Source organism: Mycolicibacterium llatzerense, assembly GCF_025331195.1.
GTDB classification, from domain to species: Bacteria; Actinomycetota; Actinomycetes; order Mycobacteriales; family Mycobacteriaceae; genus Mycobacterium; species Mycobacterium llatzerense.
Genome location: NZ_LXOV01000013.1, coordinates 84,313 through 98,947, shown reverse-complemented (window position 1 = coordinate 98,947; position 14,635 = coordinate 84,313). Strand labels below are relative to the sequence as shown.

The 14,635-nt window shown below is 63.9% G+C and carries 13 protein-coding genes and 1 tRNA gene; 7 read left to right on the top strand and 7 right to left on the bottom strand.

Translation table 11 applies throughout. The features are described 5' to 3' along the window. The first annotated feature begins 129 nt into the window (after nt 1-129). Complete coding sequence (locus A7G45_RS20370) at nt 130-393, top strand: WhiB family transcriptional regulator (RefSeq protein WP_043392947.1); 264 nt, start codon at nt 130-132, stop codon at nt 391-393. Between the two features lie 77 nt (nt 394-470). On the opposite strand, the gene A7G45_RS20365 is transcribed toward A7G45_RS20370, so the two are convergent. From A7G45_RS20365 to A7G45_RS20355, 3 genes are all read right to left on the bottom strand, one after another. Further along, nucleotides 471-1,790: a macrolide-binding ATPase MABP-1 gene (locus tag A7G45_RS20365; RefSeq protein ID WP_260939899.1), complete on the bottom strand. Its 1,320-nt coding sequence runs from the start codon at nt 1,788-1,790 to the stop codon at nt 471-473. Nucleotides 1,791-1,839: 49 nt separating this feature from the next. Next, a complete protein-coding gene (locus A7G45_RS20360; protein ID WP_260939898.1) occupies nt 1,840-2,691 on the bottom strand; it encodes a bacteriocin biosynthesis cyclodehydratase domain-containing protein in 852 nt (283 codons plus the stop codon). A 78-nt stretch (nt 2,692-2,769) separates the two neighbouring features. Next, entirely contained in the window at nt 2,770-4,164 is a 1,395-nt protein-coding gene (locus A7G45_RS20355) for a zinc-dependent metalloprotease (protein WP_260939897.1), read from the bottom strand. An 89-nt stretch (nt 4,165-4,253) separates the two neighbouring features. Here A7G45_RS20355 and A7G45_RS20350 point away from each other — a divergent pair, with 89 nt between their 5' ends. The 3 genes from A7G45_RS20350 to A7G45_RS20340 all read left to right on the top strand — a co-directional run bounded on the left by A7G45_RS20350 (nt 4,254) and on the right by A7G45_RS20340 (nt 8,586). Next, complete coding sequence (locus tag A7G45_RS20350; protein ID WP_260939896.1) at nt 4,254-5,279, top strand: YlbL family protein; 1,026 nt, start codon at nt 4,254-4,256, stop codon at nt 5,277-5,279. A gap of 89 nt (nt 5,280-5,368) precedes the next feature. Further along, on the top strand, nt 5,369-8,359 hold the full coding sequence (locus A7G45_RS20345; protein ID WP_260939895.1) for a UPF0182 family protein: 2,991 nt from the start codon (nt 5,369-5,371) through the stop codon (nt 8,357-8,359). 153 nt (nt 8,360-8,512) lie between these two features. Next, nucleotides 8,513-8,586, top strand: a tRNA-Met gene (locus tag A7G45_RS20340). Between the two features lie 441 nt (nt 8,587-9,027). Here A7G45_RS20340 and A7G45_RS20335 read toward each other — a convergent pair. The 3 genes from A7G45_RS20335 to A7G45_RS32740 form a co-directional block, all read right to left on the bottom strand. After that, the gene (locus A7G45_RS20335; protein ID WP_083420344.1) at nt 9,028-10,341 is read right to left on the bottom strand and encodes a site-specific integrase; all 1,314 of its coding nucleotides are present in this window, start codon (nt 10,339-10,341) and stop codon (nt 9,028-9,030) included. After that, nucleotides 10,338-10,478 (bottom strand): helix-turn-helix domain-containing protein, encoded by a 141-nt coding sequence (locus A7G45_RS20330; RefSeq protein WP_260940102.1) that lies wholly within the window; start codon nt 10,476-10,478, stop codon nt 10,338-10,340. The genes A7G45_RS20335 and A7G45_RS20330 overlap by 4 nt, the downstream gene beginning before the upstream one ends. A gap of 177 nt (nt 10,479-10,655) precedes the next feature. Continuing rightward, nucleotides 10,656-11,330, bottom strand: a complete 675-nt coding sequence (locus A7G45_RS32740; protein WP_083420346.1) for a helix-turn-helix domain-containing protein — start codon at nt 11,328-11,330, stop codon at nt 10,656-10,658. A 2,048-nt stretch (nt 11,331-13,378) separates the two neighbouring features. On the opposite strand from A7G45_RS32740, the gene A7G45_RS20325 reads away from it, so the two are divergent. Continuing rightward, on the top strand, nt 13,379-13,717 hold the full coding sequence (locus A7G45_RS20325; protein WP_061005082.1) for a hypothetical protein: 339 nt from the start codon (nt 13,379-13,381) through the stop codon (nt 13,715-13,717). 11 nt (nt 13,718-13,728) lie between these two features. Next, nucleotides 13,729-14,031 (top strand): hypothetical protein, encoded by a 303-nt coding sequence (locus A7G45_RS20320; RefSeq protein ID WP_162563561.1) that lies wholly within the window; start codon nt 13,729-13,731, stop codon nt 14,029-14,031. Nucleotides 14,032-14,038: 7 nt separating this feature from the next. On the opposite strand, the gene A7G45_RS20315 is transcribed toward A7G45_RS20320, so the two are convergent. Beyond that, the gene (locus A7G45_RS20315) at nt 14,039-14,302 is read right to left on the bottom strand and encodes a hypothetical protein (RefSeq protein ID WP_061005084.1); all 264 of its coding nucleotides are present in this window, start codon (nt 14,300-14,302) and stop codon (nt 14,039-14,041) included. A 94-nt stretch (nt 14,303-14,396) separates the two neighbouring features. Here A7G45_RS20315 and A7G45_RS20310 point away from each other — a divergent pair, with 94 nt between their 5' ends. Next, nucleotides 14,397-14,633 carry an Rv2240c family protein gene (locus A7G45_RS20310; protein ID WP_162563562.1) on the top strand — a complete coding sequence of 79 codons (237 nt, stop codon included), beginning with the start codon at nt 14,397-14,399 and terminating at the stop codon, nt 14,631-14,633. Nucleotides 14,634-14,635: the final 2 nt, after the last annotated feature.

Here is a 14,635-nt window from a genome sequence, read left to right as displayed (position 1 = left end):
CTGGCCACGGACCCGAAACCACCGGATCCGTGGCCATTGTTTTTGGGGCACAACCTCAAAACCACCACCTGGTCACCGATCCATCAGACAGATGAGACGCAAGAAGACCAGGAAGTAGGTGATGAGGACATGACTAGCCAGACTTGCCGACAAAGGCTGGCGGTGCCATGTCATGTCGGCGACCCCGATATGTGGTTCGCGGACAGCCCCACTCAGCTGGAACAGGCCAAGGCGCTGTGCGCCGACTGCCCGATCCGCCGCCAGTGCCTCAGCGAGGCACTGGAACGTGAAGAGCCGTGGGGTGTTTGGGGTGGGGAGATCCTCGAGCGGGGTGCCGTCATCGCACGCAAGCGTCCGCGCGGTCGTCCGCGCAAGGACGTCGTCGCGGCTTAGGTTCAGCCGCGAGCAGACGTAAAACTGTCCGAAAACCGGTGATTCAGGACAGTTTTTCGTCTGCTCGCGAGAGAAACCTACGGCGTGAAGCCCGGAACCAGTTCCGTGGCAATGGCTTTCACTGGCACGTGGGCGTCCAGCTGACAGCAGATCGCCACGGTTGACGCGATCACGCGCAGTGGGATGACCAGGTTCGGCGGCAGATCGAGCTGCCGGGCCATCTTGATCTGGGCCACACCGTTGTCGAGCTGGCCCGCGGCCATTCTCATGATCCACCGGCGCGTGTAGTGGAAGACGTCGGTCTGGATCGGCTCGACGTACTGGCGCAGCATGTCGTCGACCTCGTCGATCGGGACCTGCTCGCCCTTCTGGATGAACCCGGCGTCCTCCATGACCGGAAACAGCTTGTCGTAGTTCTTGTCCCGCGCCAGGCTGATCATTTCGCCGATCGCGATCGGCAGCCCACCCGGCAGCGGCGCCACCGCGCCGAAGTCGATGACGCCCATCCGGCCGTCGGGCAGCAGCATGAAGTTTCCGGGGTGGGTGTCGCCGTGCATGATCTGCAGGCGGGCCGGCGCGTCGAACGTCAGCTCGGACAGCCGGGTCCCCATCAGGTCACGCTGCTCGACGGTGCCTTCCCGGATGATGACCGACATCGGGATGCCGTCCATCCACTCCGCGATGACGACCTTCGGGGCGCTGGCGACGATCCCCGGCACCTTGAAGTGCGGGTGACCCTGGTAGGCCTTGGCGAACGCCCGCTGGTTGTCGGCTTCCAGCCGGTAGTCGAGCTCCATCTCGGTGCGGTCGATCAACTCGTCGACGACGCCCTGGACATCGGCGCCGGGTGCCAGCTGCTTGAAGACGCTGACCAGACGCTGGATGGTCTTCAGGTCGGCGCGCAGCGCCTCGTCGGCGCCCGGGTACTGGATCTTGACCGCGACCTCGCGGCCGTCGGACCAGACGGCCTTGTGGACCTGCCCGATGCTGGCTGACGCCACGGGGGTGTCGTCGAAGGACTGGAACCGGTCGCGCCACTTGGTGCCCAGCTGGCCGTCGAGCATCCGGTGCACCTTGGCTGCCGGCAGCGGCGGGGCGTCCTTCTGCAGTTTGGTGAGGGCCTCGCGGTACGGCTTGCCGTACTGCTCGGGAATGGCGGCTTCCATCACCGACAGGGCCTGGCCGACCTTCATCGCACCGCCCTTGAGCTCACCGAGCACGGTGAAGAGCTGGTGTGCGGCCTTGTCCATCAGTTCGGCGGTGACCTCGTCCTTGGGCTTGCCCGCCAGGCGCTTGCCGAAGCCGAGCGCGGCCCGTCCCGCCATGCCGCCGGCCAAGCCGGCGAGTTTCGCGTTGCGTGCCACACTGCCCCGTTTGATATCAGCCACGTTCAACATCATCCACGACGTTGCTGAGTGCACGGCGGCGACATGGCAACGCGTGTTGTCACGGTTTCCGGTCGCACCAGTCACACAGGGGATGACGGGACCATCGGCGCACCACGGTGGTCCGCGAGCCGATGTCGAATTCGAGGGTGGCATCCAGCGTGGGCGGCGGTTTTGCGCGGCATCCGCCGCCGCGAATCGCGTCGATCACCTGGTCCACCTGATTGAGCGCCACCGCCGCGGTGGCGAGCACGGTCGCCCGGTCCGCGCTGCCGACGGTGCCCTCGAGTTGGGCGGCCAGCACCGGCCACGACGCGTCGCGGTCACTGCGGTGGAGGTCAGCGCAATTGAGGCAGCTGGTCGCGCCAGGCAGCACGAGCGGGCCGATCAACCCGGTGCCGTCCCGGATTCGCACCGGCAGATGCGGTACCCCGGCGCGGTGCAGGTCGCGCACCAGGCGTCGGTCGGCCACCAGGAAATCCGACAGCACCACCAGATCAGCGCCTTCGCGAGCCACATGCCCGAAGCGACTGGTCCGCACCCGGGCGCCGGAACAGGTCAAGGCGCCGGCCAGCAGGTCCGACAGGGGACCGCTGCCGTGCACGCGCACCGATACCGGTCGGCGGTCAGGGTCCGGCTCCGGCCGCAACAGGCCTGCCGTGCTCAGCGCGCCGAGCAGCCCGGCCCAGCCGTCGATGTCGGTCAGCCCGGCCGCCATCGCGAGCGACTGGCTGCTCTCGACGTCGACGCCGCTCTGCATGCCGCGCAGCAGATCGGCCAGAGCTCCGCCCGACAGCCCGGCCGGTGGCCGAATACCGATGGCGCGCCGTGGGTCCCACCCCAGCTGCACCGTGCCGTCGGGACGTTGCAACACCGGCATGGCCGGGTTCAAGGTCTGACGGGCCGCGATCATGGCCCAACTGTGCCAATGGCACACCGATTCGGCGAATTAGTTATCCACAGGCTCGCCGAAGCCGCTGCTCCGGGTCGCCTACTCCTCGTCGGTGTCCCGCTTCAGGTCCTTCTCGAGGTCTGCCAGCGCCTGGTCGAGCCCCGTGGTGTCGCCGCCGAGCGCGCGGTCGATGAAGGCCGCGGGCTCATCGAGATCGGCTGCGCCGGGCAGCAGGTCGGGGTGCTGCCAGACGGCGTCGCGCTGGTCGGCGCCGACGGCCTCGGTCAGCTTCTCCCACAGCGTGGCGGCCTCGCGCATCTTGCGCGGCCGCAGCTCCAGGCCGACGAGGGTCGCGAACGTCTGTTCAGCCGGTCCGCCGGTGGCGCGACGACGACGCAGCGTCTCGCTCAGCGCCGATGTGCCCGGCAGGCGGTCGCCGAGCGCCGCGGTGACGACGGTCTGCACCCAGCCCTCGATGAGCGCCAGCAGCGTCTCGAGGCGTTCGAGGGCCGCGGCCTGCTCGGGGGTGGCCTTCGGCTCGAACATGCCCTGGCTCAGCAGCTTCTCCATGGCGCCGGGGTCACCCATCAGCGACGCCGGGTCCAGGCCGGACGCCATCTCTTCGAACCCGCTCATGTCGATCTTCATGCCCTTGGCGAAGGCTTCGACGGCGCTGAGCAGCTGCGTGGCCAGCCACGGCACGTGACTGAACAACCGGTGATGGGCCGCTTCGCGGGCCGCGAGGAAGGTCAGCACCTCGCTGCGCGGCTGCTCGAGACCTTCGCCGAAGGCCTCGACGGCCTCGGGCATCAGCGCGGCAACGCCGGACGGACCCAACGGCAGGCCGATGTCCGTGGAGGTCAGCACCTCTTTGGACAGCGTGCCCAGGGCCTGGCCCAGCTGCGAGCCGAATGCCATGCCGCCCATCTGCGACATCATCGCCATCAGCGGGCCGGCCATGGCCTTGGCCTCTTCGGGGAGCGCCGACACCCAGACGCTCGACAACTGTTCGGCGACCGGGTCACACAGCCGCTTCCAGGTGTTCAGGGTGTTGTCGAGCCAGTCGCTCGGGGTCCAGGCCATCGCGCGGGTGGTGCCGGCCGGCAGGGGAGTGACACCGTCGAGCCACGTCTCCGCCAGATGCACCGCATCCGAAATGGCTGTCGCGGTCTGCTCGGGCACCGGCTTGACGAACCCGATCGAGTTGGACGCCAGCTTGCGGGCCAGGTCGTAGTTGACCGGACCCGCCTGCGGGTTGTTCATCGACGCGCCCGCGCCGCTGAACATCGCGCCGAGCTGCGTGAAGATCTGGCCGAGGTCGGGCATGCCGGCGCCGCCGGGACCGCCGAACGCACCGCCGAACCCGAACGGATCCGACGACCCACCGGACGAACCTCCGGAAGAGCTTCCGGAGGAGCCTGGTCCAGGCTCTTTGTTCGATTTGTCGCGGTCGGGGTCTTCGCCGCTGGAGAAGCCGAAAGGCAGGTCAGCCATACCGTCAACCGTACTGCCAGCACGGCCCGCCGGTGGCTTCGCGGGTCATGCTGTCAGCGAACCGAGCCGCGAGCTTTACTGTTGGCGGCGTGAACAGGCGGATTTCTACGCTCGTGGTCGCTCTGGCGCCGATCATCGTGTTCGTCGTGCTGGTGTCGGTCGTGACCGTGCCGTTCGTGTCGCTGGGTCCCGGCCCGACGTTCGACACGCTCGGTGAGGTCGACGGCAAGAAGGTCGTCGACATCAAGGGCGACGTCAAGGTGCACCCGACGTCGGGGCATCTCAACATGACGACGGTGTCGCAGAGCGACGGGCTGACGCTGGGGCAGGCGCTGGCGCTGTGGATGTCGGGCCGCGAGCAGTTGGTGCCGCGCGATCTGGTGTATCCGCCGGACAAGTCCAAGGACCAGGTGGACAAGGCCAACAACGCCGACTTCAAGAACTCCGAGGAAGACGCAGAGTACGCGGCGCTGAGCTACCTGAAGTACCCGAAGGCGGTGACGGTCCAGGCCGTCGCCGATCCGGGGCCGTCGGCCGGCCAGCTGCGCCCGGGCGATGCCATCGACATGGTCAACGGCGTTCCGGTGGCCAACGTCGAAGAGTTCACGTCACTGCTGAAGAAAACCAAGCCGGGCGACCACGTCGTGCTCGACTACCGGCGCAAGAACGCCGGCATCGGCGTCACGACCATCACCCTGGGTTCCAACAAGGACCGCGATTACGGCTACCTCGGCACCACGGTGCTCAACGCGCCGTGGGCGCCGTTCGCCATCGACTTCAACCTGGCCAACATCGGTGGCCCGTCAGCCGGCCTGATGTTCAGCCTGGCCGTCGTTGACAAGCTGACCGACGGAAATCTCAACGGCGGCAAGTTCGTTGCGGGCACCGGCACCATCGGCGACGATGGCAAGGTGGGCCCGATCGGCGGCATCACGCACAAGATGCTGGCCGCGCGGGAGGCCGGTGCGACGGTGTTCATGGTGCCCGCCGAGAACTGCGCCGAAGCGGTCTCGGCCCATCTCGACGGGCTGGGGTTGATCAAGGTCGAGAACCTGGGCGGAGCGGTCGACGCACTGCATGCCGTGTCCGCTGGTGGCGAACCTCCCCGCTGTTGAGCGTGCGGCCACCCCAGAATGCGTAGAGTCGTGGCACAAGCTGGCCTTACTGATTTTCAAACGGACTTTCAACAGACTGGAGCTGACGAGTGGGGATGCGGCCTGCGGCGAGGATGCCGAAGCTGACACGACGAAGCCGGATTCTGGTCGGGATCGCGTTGCTGATCGTCGGTTTGTTGATGGTCGGCCCGCGGCTGGTCGACGCCTACGTGGACTGGCTGTGGTTCGGCGAGATCGGTTTCCGTTCGGTGTTCAGCACCGTCCTGGTGACGCGGCTGGTGGTCTTCCTGGTGGCCGGCGTGTTCATCGGCGCCGTGACGTTCGGCGGAATGGCACTGGCGTACAGGTCGCGGCCGGTGTTCGTGCCCGCGTCCGGGCCCAACGATCCGGTCGCCCGTTACCGCGCGACGGTCCTGTCGAGGCTGCGGTTGTTCGCCATCGGTGTTCCCGCCTTCATCGGATTGCTGGCCGGATTCGTGGCACAGACCTACTGGGTGCGGGTGCAGCTGTTCCTGCACGGCGGCACGTTCGGCATCAACGACCCCGAATTCGGCAAGGATTTGGGCTTCTACGCGTTCGATCTGCCGTTCTACCGACTGGTGCTCGGGTATCTGTTCGTCGGGGTTTTCCTGATGCTGGTCGGGAACCTGTTGGGCCACTACGTGTTCGGCGGTATCCGGCTGTCGGGCCGCCAGGGCGCGCTCAGCCGCGCGGCGCGGATGCAGTTGGTGGCGCTGGTGGGAATCCTGGTGCTGCTCAAGGCCGTTGCGTACTGGTTCGACCGGTACGAGCTGCTCAGCCACACCCGTGCCGGCAAGCCGTTCACCGGTGCCGGCTACACGGACATCAACGCGGTGCTACCGGCGAAGCTGATCCTGCTGGCCATCGCGGTGATCTGCGCCGTGGCGGTGTTCTCGGCGCTCGTGTTGCGGGACTTGCGGATTCCGGCGATCGGTCTGGTGCTGCTGCTCCTGAGCTCGGTGATCATCGGCGCCGGCTGGCCCATGCTGGTCGAGCAGTTCAGCGTCAAGCCCAATGCGGCGGCGAAGGAACGCGACTACATCAGTCGCAGCATCACGGCGACCCGAGATGCGTACGGGCTGACCGGTGATTCGGTGACCTATCGCGACTACAGCGGCAACGCGCCGGCCACCGCCGAGCAGGTCGCCGCTGACCGGGCCACGACCTCGAACATCCGGCTGCTCGATCCGACCATCGTCGGACCGGCCTTCACCCAGTTCCAGCAGGGCAAGAACTTCTACAGCTTCCCGGACCAGCTGTCCATCGACCGTTACAACGGGCCCGACGGCAAGCTGCGCGACTTCGTCGTGGCGGCACGGGAATTGAACCCGGACCGGCTGATCGACAACCAGCGCGACTGGATCAACAAGCACTCCGTCTACACCCACGGCAACGGGTTCATCGCGTCGCCGGCCAACACGGTGCGCGGAATTGCCAACGACCCCAACCAGAACGGCGGTTACCCCGAGTTCCTGGCCAGCGTGGTCGGTGCCAACGGCGCCGCGGTGTCGCCCGGCCCGGCTCCGCTGGATCAGCCCCGGGTGTACTTCGGTCCGGTGATCGCAAGTGCCGCGTCGGATTACGCGATCGTCGGCAAGAACGGCGCCGACCGGGAGTACGACTACGAGACCAACACCGAGACCAAGAACTACACCTACGGCGGTACCGGCGGTGTCGATATCGGCAACTGGCTGACGCGGTCGGTCTTCGCCGCGAAGTTCGCCGAGCGAAACTTCTTGTTCTCCAACGTGATCGGACCGAACAGCAAGATTCTGTTCAACCGGGACCCGGCCCACCGGGTCGAGGCGGTGGCGCCGTGGCTGACCACCGATTCGACGGTGTACCCGGCGATCGTCAACAAGCGCATGGTGTGGATCGTCGACGGCTACACCACTCTGGACAACTACCCGTACTCGGAGCTGACGTCGCTGTCGAGTGCGACCGCCGACTCCAATGAGGTTGCGGTCAACCGGATGTTGCCCGACAAGCAGGTGTCCTACATCCGCAACTCGGTGAAGGCCACCGTCGACGCCTACGACGGCACCGTCACGCTGTACGAGCAGGACGAGCACGACCCGGTGCTGCAGGCGTGGATGAAGGTCTTCCCGGACACGGTGAAGCCGAAGTCGGCGATCTCCCATGAGCTGGCTGAACATCTGCGCTACCCCGAGGACCTGTTCAAGGTCCAGCGCATGCTGCTGGCCAAGTACCACGTCAACGATCCGGTGACCTTCTTCTCGACGTCGGACTTCTGGGACGTGCCGCTTGACCCGAACCCGACGGCCAGCAGTTTCCAGCCGCCGTACTACATCGTGGCGAAAGACCTTGCCACCGGCGGTGATTCATCGTCGTTCCAGCTGACCACGGCGATGAACCGGTTCCGGCGGGACTTCCTGGCCGCGTACATCAGCGCCAGCTCCGACCCGGCCACGTACGGCAAGATCACCGTGCTGACCATTCCGGGCCAGGTGAACGGCCCCAAGCTGGCGTTCAACGCGATCAGCACCGACACCGCGGTCAGTCAGGATCTTGGTGTCATCGGTCGGGACAACCAGAACCGGATCCGCTGGGGCAACCTCCTGACGCTGCCCGTGGGGCAGGGTGGGTTGCTTTATGTCGCACCGGTTTACGCCTCGCCGGGGGCCAGTGACGCGGCGTCGTCGTACCCACGGTTGATCCGGGTGGCGATGCTGTACAACGACAAGATCGGTTACGGCCCGACGGTGCGGGACGCCCTCAACGGCATCTTCGGGCCCGGTGCGGGGGCGACCGCCACCGGTCCGGCCCCGACTGACGTGCCGGCCGGTACGCCGCCTGCTGTGGCCGTGCCTGGTGCCGTCCAGCCGCCCGCTGCGGGGCCGCAGCCGCCCCTGCCGGCAGCGGTGCTGCCACCGGGCGTCCCGGTGACGCTGTCGCCCGCGAAAGCCGCTGCCCTGCAAGATGTCAATGCGGCGCTCGACGGCATGCGTGCGGCCCAGCAGAGTGGCAATTTCGCCCAGTTCGGTACGGCGCTGCAGAAGCTGGACGACGCCATGGCCAAGTACCGCGAGGCGAAGTAGTCGAATCACCGCGCGAAAGACACAAAGCTGCCCAATTCCTCCGGGAGTTGGGCAGTTTTGTGTTTACCGGCCATCGGGCACGCGGCCCAAAAACCCTGTCTGACCATACGATTTGGTTCATTCGGCAGCGTTGGGTAACGTTGTATTCACCAACGCGGGGTGGAGCAGCTCGGTAGCTCGCTGGGCTCATAACCCAGAGGTCGCAGGTTCGAATCCTGTCCCCGCTACTAGCGAAAACGGCCCCCGGACGACTCTCCGGGAGCCGTTTTCTATTCGGTTGTGAACGGATTTGTGAACGTTAGCATTGCTAATAATTGATCGGCGGCTCAGCGCAGATCCTGCGGTCTAGCCCTGTCGACGAATTGATGGCCGTAGTCGACTCGAACCTGTTCGCTCCGAAACTTCGCTGCTGGGAGGTATACGACCGCGAGAACGAGGTCGAGCTATCGACCGCGTTCGACTACATGATCGACCTGCTCGTCGAGCGCAACGTCGACCCGTACGAAGCGGTAGGCGACGGCACCATACGATGCTCCGGAGTTCGGCGCGCATGTGCGCAGTGTGGACCTCGATGGCGGCTCTACTGCGGTCGCGTGGTCAGTCAGTCACGCGGTGCTGCCATCGATTCTGTTGCGCCCTGCCGCTCTGTCATTTCGGCCAATGGCCTGTCATACCGGCCAATCGTCGCCGATGAGGAATGCTGCCGCCTGTTCTGCCGCTTCGCGGTCGTCGTTTTTGATCACGTGGGCATAGGTCTGGAGGAAGAATCCGACGTCGGCGTGGCCGATTCGTTCGCTGATGACTTTGGGATTGACGCCGGCTTTCAGGGCCCCCGTTGCGTAGGAATGCCTGAGGTCGTGGAAAGTGATCCGTGACAGGCCTGCGGCTGCAGCCAGACGATCGAACCTTTGCCTGATGGTGTCAGGGTGTGGAGGTCGGCCGTCTTCGAATGTGAACACGTAGCCGCCCGGGTGATAATCGGCCCCATAGAACTCGCGCTCTTTGTCTTGATGTTCGCGCCAACTTTGGAGTGCGGAGAGGGTGGCGCGGTCCAGTGAGATGGTCTTGTCGGCGTTGCGCGTTTTGCCGCCGGCTTTGTCTTTTGCATGGCCGTCGATGACGACGCGGTTGTTATGGACGGTGATTTCCCCCGCGACCAGGTCGACCTCGGACCATCGGAGACCGCAGATTTGGCCGCGGCGGACACCGGTGGTCAGCTCGAGGAGAAACAGCGCGGAGAATCTGTCATGACGGATGGAACGGAGGAACATCCGGATCTGATCGGGATTCCATACGGTTCGTAGGGCTCGCGGTTTCTTAGGGGGCTTGATGTTGCTCGCAGGGTTGTACGCCATATATTTCCAGGCGACAGCATCGCTGAGTGCACGGTGAATCATCGCGTGAATATTGCGAACTGTCTTCGGCGCCAATCCTGTTGGCTGCGGTATCGGCGTGATCCCAGACTGGTACCGCCGTACTGCCTTGCGGGCGGCATGGATTGTGGTTCCACATGCTTCCGAAATTTGGCGGGGTGTGGCGGCGCAACCTCGCGCAACACTCGCCGTCCAGTACGCGAACATCTCGCTGTTGTGATCCAGCTTGATTCGCCCGTCGGTGCGAAGTGCGGCGTACAACTTCAGCAGCTGCGGTTCATCGAGGCGTTGTAGCTTCTCCTCGCCGATGCGTGGGATGACATACACGCGGGCATAGTCTTTCCAGTTTTGCCATGTGGTGCCGTCGAACGTTGCCTCGACAGCGCTAAACCACTCGTCGAGGAATTGCGACACCGTCCGTGCGGATGGCTTGACGACTCGCCCTGTGTCCGCTTGCCGCATGGCTTCGCGGCAAGCCTTCCATGCCTCCTTCTCGGTATCGAACCCGCCTTTCGAAATGGTGGGGTATTCCCCTGTGGCGGGGTCCTTTTGGGGACCGCGAAACCGGTAGGTCCAGGTTTTCCCGCGCTGATAGACGGACCCTTTCATGACGCTATCAGGTCGCGAATGCCTGCCGTGACGACGTAGATTCGGCCGCCGAGACGGCGGACTGGCAGCTCGCCCAAGTTCACGAGCCTGTATGCGGCGCCTCGGCCGATCCCAAGCAGTGCCGCTGCATCGGGCACTGTGAGGAGTAGCGGGAGGTCTTTAAATACGTTGTTTTCCAATTTGATTCACCTCGATTCGTTGAACAGTAGGTGGGACTGGCGTTGAGCCTGTGGGCTGCATTGTGGGCAGAAGGCGGCGGCCTCTGTTCCGTCTGGGTGGGTGATGGTGACGGTGCGGGCGGTTGGGTCTTCGCACTACCCGCACCACGGCTTGGATCTGAGGTGCGGAAATGGTGGGCTTGGTAGTTGAGCCAGGCGATGTAGCAGGACTTTTTCAGGGTGTCGTACTCCACGCGGGTTGCAGGCGAGGTGCGCCGTCAGGCTTTCTTGAGTCCAGCCCCGCGCGAGAGCCGCTTGCAAGCCGGATGTCAGTTCTGGTCCTGCCGGGCGGTGAAGTCTCCACGTTGGCGACAGCAAGTCCAAAATTCCTGTGACGGTGGGTGGTTCGGTTGAGGGTTCTGATGAGGGGTTCGAGGAGTCTCGATTTGACACCCCCGGAGGGTGTCCCTTTAGGACCCGGGGGGTGTCACTGTGAGACGAGGGGAGTGCCAAATCGGGACGGGGGAGTGTCGGATTGCGACCGGGGTCGAGATGAGGTGCGGGCGGGTGATTCAGGTAGTAGCGAGTCGATCTTTGTGCACCGGAATCGTGGAATCGTGGTTGGCGCGTAACGTATCCCCAGGCTTCGAGCTCGTCGATTGCCCGGAATACCGTGCTTCGTCCAGCTCCGGATTCCTCCATGAGCGTCTGGATGGAGGGATAGCAGGAGAAGTTTTCATCTGCCTTGTTCGCGAGCAGGATAAGGATGAACTTAGTGGTCGATTTGGAGATCTTCAGGTCAGTTGCCCAGTCCACTGCTTTCCAACTCATGCGTATGCACCGGCTGATCGTGTTGCGACGTTGGGGACGTCAATCGGCCGCTCCATAGTTCGGCTCCCTGAGTTCTGTGGGGTCTCTGGCATCGCCTGTAGCACCACCGCGTACCGCCGGGTCGCGAGCTGTCTGACGCGTTGCGTGGTGTCTCTCATGGCGCTGAACGTAGGTCGGTGTTCTGCGTCCAGTCCATCAACTCGACCACATTCACGCGAAATTGGAAGTCGATGAGGTCCAACATGTTTCATCACCGGGTGAAGAAACATGTTGAATTAAGCGGGTGAGCGGCCGACTGGGCTCGGTGGCTTCTTGAGCGGTAGCTCCTGCGTCCAACAGCTCCCTACACCCCGAACTGGATCGATCTGATCTGGGGCTACGCGTTCGACGCCTCTATTGGCGATGGTGTCGTCATGTTCTGATGCCTGCTGCAGGTGCCATGGAGAACGGCTCTTGCTGGGGGCTGGAACAGTCCAAGAATTCGGAAAGCTGCTGGTAGGCAACAGCATTCTGCCGAATATGGAACTCGTTCAGTAATAAAGGCCCGGGCGACAAAACCTCCGAGGAGGCCAGTGGTCCACGCGGGGCTTGACATGACACAGGCAATATGCGGAATCCGCGGACTGTCGCCTCATACAACGTCAAGACAGTCTTGACATTGCATGGGGGGCGACCATACTGTCAAGGCAGTCTTGACGCTATGGAGGGTTGTCGTGTGAACGTCTATGAATCTGCAGATGCGGAATGTGGACTCAGGGTTTGGGTCGGACCTGAAGGCACGCCGATGCGGGTGAGGTTGAGTTCAGCCGCGGCGGAAGTTTCGGCCGTCGAGTTGGTCGCTCAGATAATGCGACTGCACACGTTGGCGTATCTGCGACGCCAGCAGTCGACTGCCGAGGCATTCGATGGTCAGTGCAATTCACGATTTACGCCGACCTTTGGTCAGGTTGAGGCATACGCGCAAACGATCGACTTCTAGCGGGAGTACAGCGATGAAGACTCACGAACTACCGATTGCAGCGGTGCTTGACCAGGTGAACCGGGTTCGGGAGACGACCATTGCTCTTGAGCGGTGCGCACGGGGCAGATGGTTCTGTGCATCCAGTGAATTGGATGAGGTCACCGTGTGGGTAGATGATCGGGGACGGCTGCGATCTATTGAGCTGGCTGAAGAATGGTCCTCCCATTGTGAGTGGGCAGTGTTGGAACGCCTCATCAATGACACTGTGCGCCGCGCGGTGAAAGTCGCTGCGTCCGGAGGGGAACGAGCGACCTCATAGCCCCCATCGTGTTTCGCGACAGTCTGGAATGATTCGAGGCTTGTCATTGGAATTGGGGCAGGATTAGACCGGTGAACGATGAACACGGCGAGCTGCTGGAGCTTTTGGCAGCTCACGCGGAGCTGAACCGCCTGACTAATGAACTCGCCGATGCGCGGGAGCGGAGGCGAGTTGCAGCACAGCGGTTGGTCGACCGAGGCCGCAGCCTTGGGTGGATTGGTCGACAGCTGGGAGTCTCCAGGCAGGCCGTGGACTCGTTTCTGAAGTATCAAGACCGTCGGTCAGATCGCACATGAATTATCACCGTGTCGGCAGTCTGGATGGCCATGGCCGATGCGTACCGGACCGCCGAGCGGTACCTTCAATGGTGGAACACGCCAAGGGCTGTCAAGAATTTCGTTCACAGCATGGCACGCACTCCGATTAGTAAGCGCTCCGACTGGGCCGCGCACTGTTGGCCGAGCTAGCGCGGGGGACTATCGGTGGCGGTTGGCAGAATCGCGTGGGTGAGTTTTATTACGCCGCGGGAGTCCGATGGTGCTTCACGGGGAGATCGACGAGTTGCACCGCCAGGTCGACTACGTCGTCGCCAAATACTGAGTCGTCAGGTTTATAAGCGCCAAAGTCACTCATAATCACTCATCAAGTCACTCATATTCACGCAATCTCACCTATCCGCAGCTCCGAATATCAACGAGCGCTGCGGAATCCGGTTGAATCTGGGCCTACTGCTGGCGTGATGTCGGTGCCCCCGGCTACCGTAAAAATATGTCTATCGGGGGAGAAGAAATCCGAGCGGGAATCGAAGCCGCCGAACAGTGGCCGGAAGTTGTCCGGACATCCACAGCTCTTGAATTCGAATCGGTCCGGCAGCTACTTGCAAAAACGGAGCTTATAGCGGATGCCGACCAGTCGGCCCCTCAGCCGGAATCGATGTGGACTGACGTTGTCACAGCCACGACAGCGACCTCGGCCCGGTCTGTGATGGTCGACCGCGCCCTGACCGTAGCCGTCGTGGATGAGGTGATCCGCACCGCCGAGCACCTCGGGGTATCGGTTCCGGACGATATTGCCCGTGCTCAGACCGAGCATCACGAGAACCGGTGAAGGAGCCAATGATGGCCGATACCCGCTTACTACGGATCGACTCAACGGCACCGAGCGTGACGGCGGCCGCTGGCGCTGAGGCATGCCGGGCACCTTTGTCAGCCGGTGCGCCCGCCTTGCCAGCGCCAAAGACTGTATTCGACATTGCTGCCCTCGGGTTTGATGCCTGGTCACGGTTGGTGCATGAGGCGATTGGCGGTGAAGCACTCGGGGGCGATACGACAGTCAGTGCTGTCAGCGCAACGGGATTCACCGTGCTCGACGGCATCAACGAGAAGAATGCAGGGGACCTGAGTGCGGTGAGGACCGAATGACGAAGCCTTACTCGCCGCCCAGTTTTCGGGCGCCAGGGCCGCTCACGGGCCAGCTGGGGAACGTCCCGGCGCCGCGTTCGCGTGGCAGCTGGGCGTTGGCCGCGACGGGTCTTGTCGTTGCGGTGGCCAGCGCGGTGACGGGCGGGTTTGCGCTCGGCCGGCACACCCCGACGACTTCTCCGGCATCGGTCACGTCGTCGACCGCTACCTCGTCGGCGGCGCAGGCCCCGGACCCGGCCGCTGTAGCGGCGGCGAAATCGGAAGCATGCACCGCGTGGGCGGCGGCTTCGAGCGCAATGGTTGCCGCCCGGCAACCATTTCTCGATAGGACGCAGGGCGCCTGGGAGTGGAGCGATCCAGCGATCGTGGATGCTTTCAACGCTGCGCAGGCGGGCATTCTGACGCAGGTCCAATACCTGCGACAACACTTGGTGCCCGTCACTCCACCTGCGGTCGCAGATGAGGTCCGTGACTTTATCGCCGCGAATGTCGACATGATTGCAGCAGATGGCCAACGCCAGCGTGCCGCAGTGTCAAACGATGCCGCTGGCCGGGTCAATGCAGCGGCGGACAAAATACGAACGGCTTGCGGGGTGTCGTGACA

Coding starts and splice junctions, on each gene's coding strand:
- A7G45_RS20370 (WP_043392947.1), top strand. CDS start 130: ATGACTAGCCAGACTTGCCGACAAAGGCTGGCGGTGCCATGTCATGTC.
- A7G45_RS20325 (WP_061005082.1), top strand. CDS start 13,379: ATGTCTATCGGGGGAGAAGAAATCCGAGCGGGAATCGAAGCCGCCGAA.
- A7G45_RS20355 (WP_260939897.1), bottom strand. CDS start 4,164: ATGGCTGACCTGCCTTTCGGCTTCTCCAGCGGCGAAGACCCCGACCGC.
- A7G45_RS32740 (WP_083420346.1), bottom strand. CDS start 11,330: ATGAGTTGGAAAGCAGTGGACTGGGCAACTGACCTGAAGATCTCCAAA.
- A7G45_RS20360 (WP_260939898.1), bottom strand. CDS start 2,691: ATGATCGCGGCCCGTCAGACCTTGAACCCGGCCATGCCGGTGTTGCAA.
- A7G45_RS20320 (WP_162563561.1), top strand. CDS start 13,729: ATGGCCGATACCCGCTTACTACGGATCGACTCAACGGCACCGAGCGTG.
- A7G45_RS20365 (WP_260939899.1), bottom strand. CDS start 1,790: ATGTTGAACGTGGCTGATATCAAACGGGGCAGTGTGGCACGCAACGCG.
- A7G45_RS20335 (WP_083420344.1), bottom strand. CDS start 10,341: ATGAAAGGGTCCGTCTATCAGCGCGGGAAAACCTGGACCTACCGGTTT.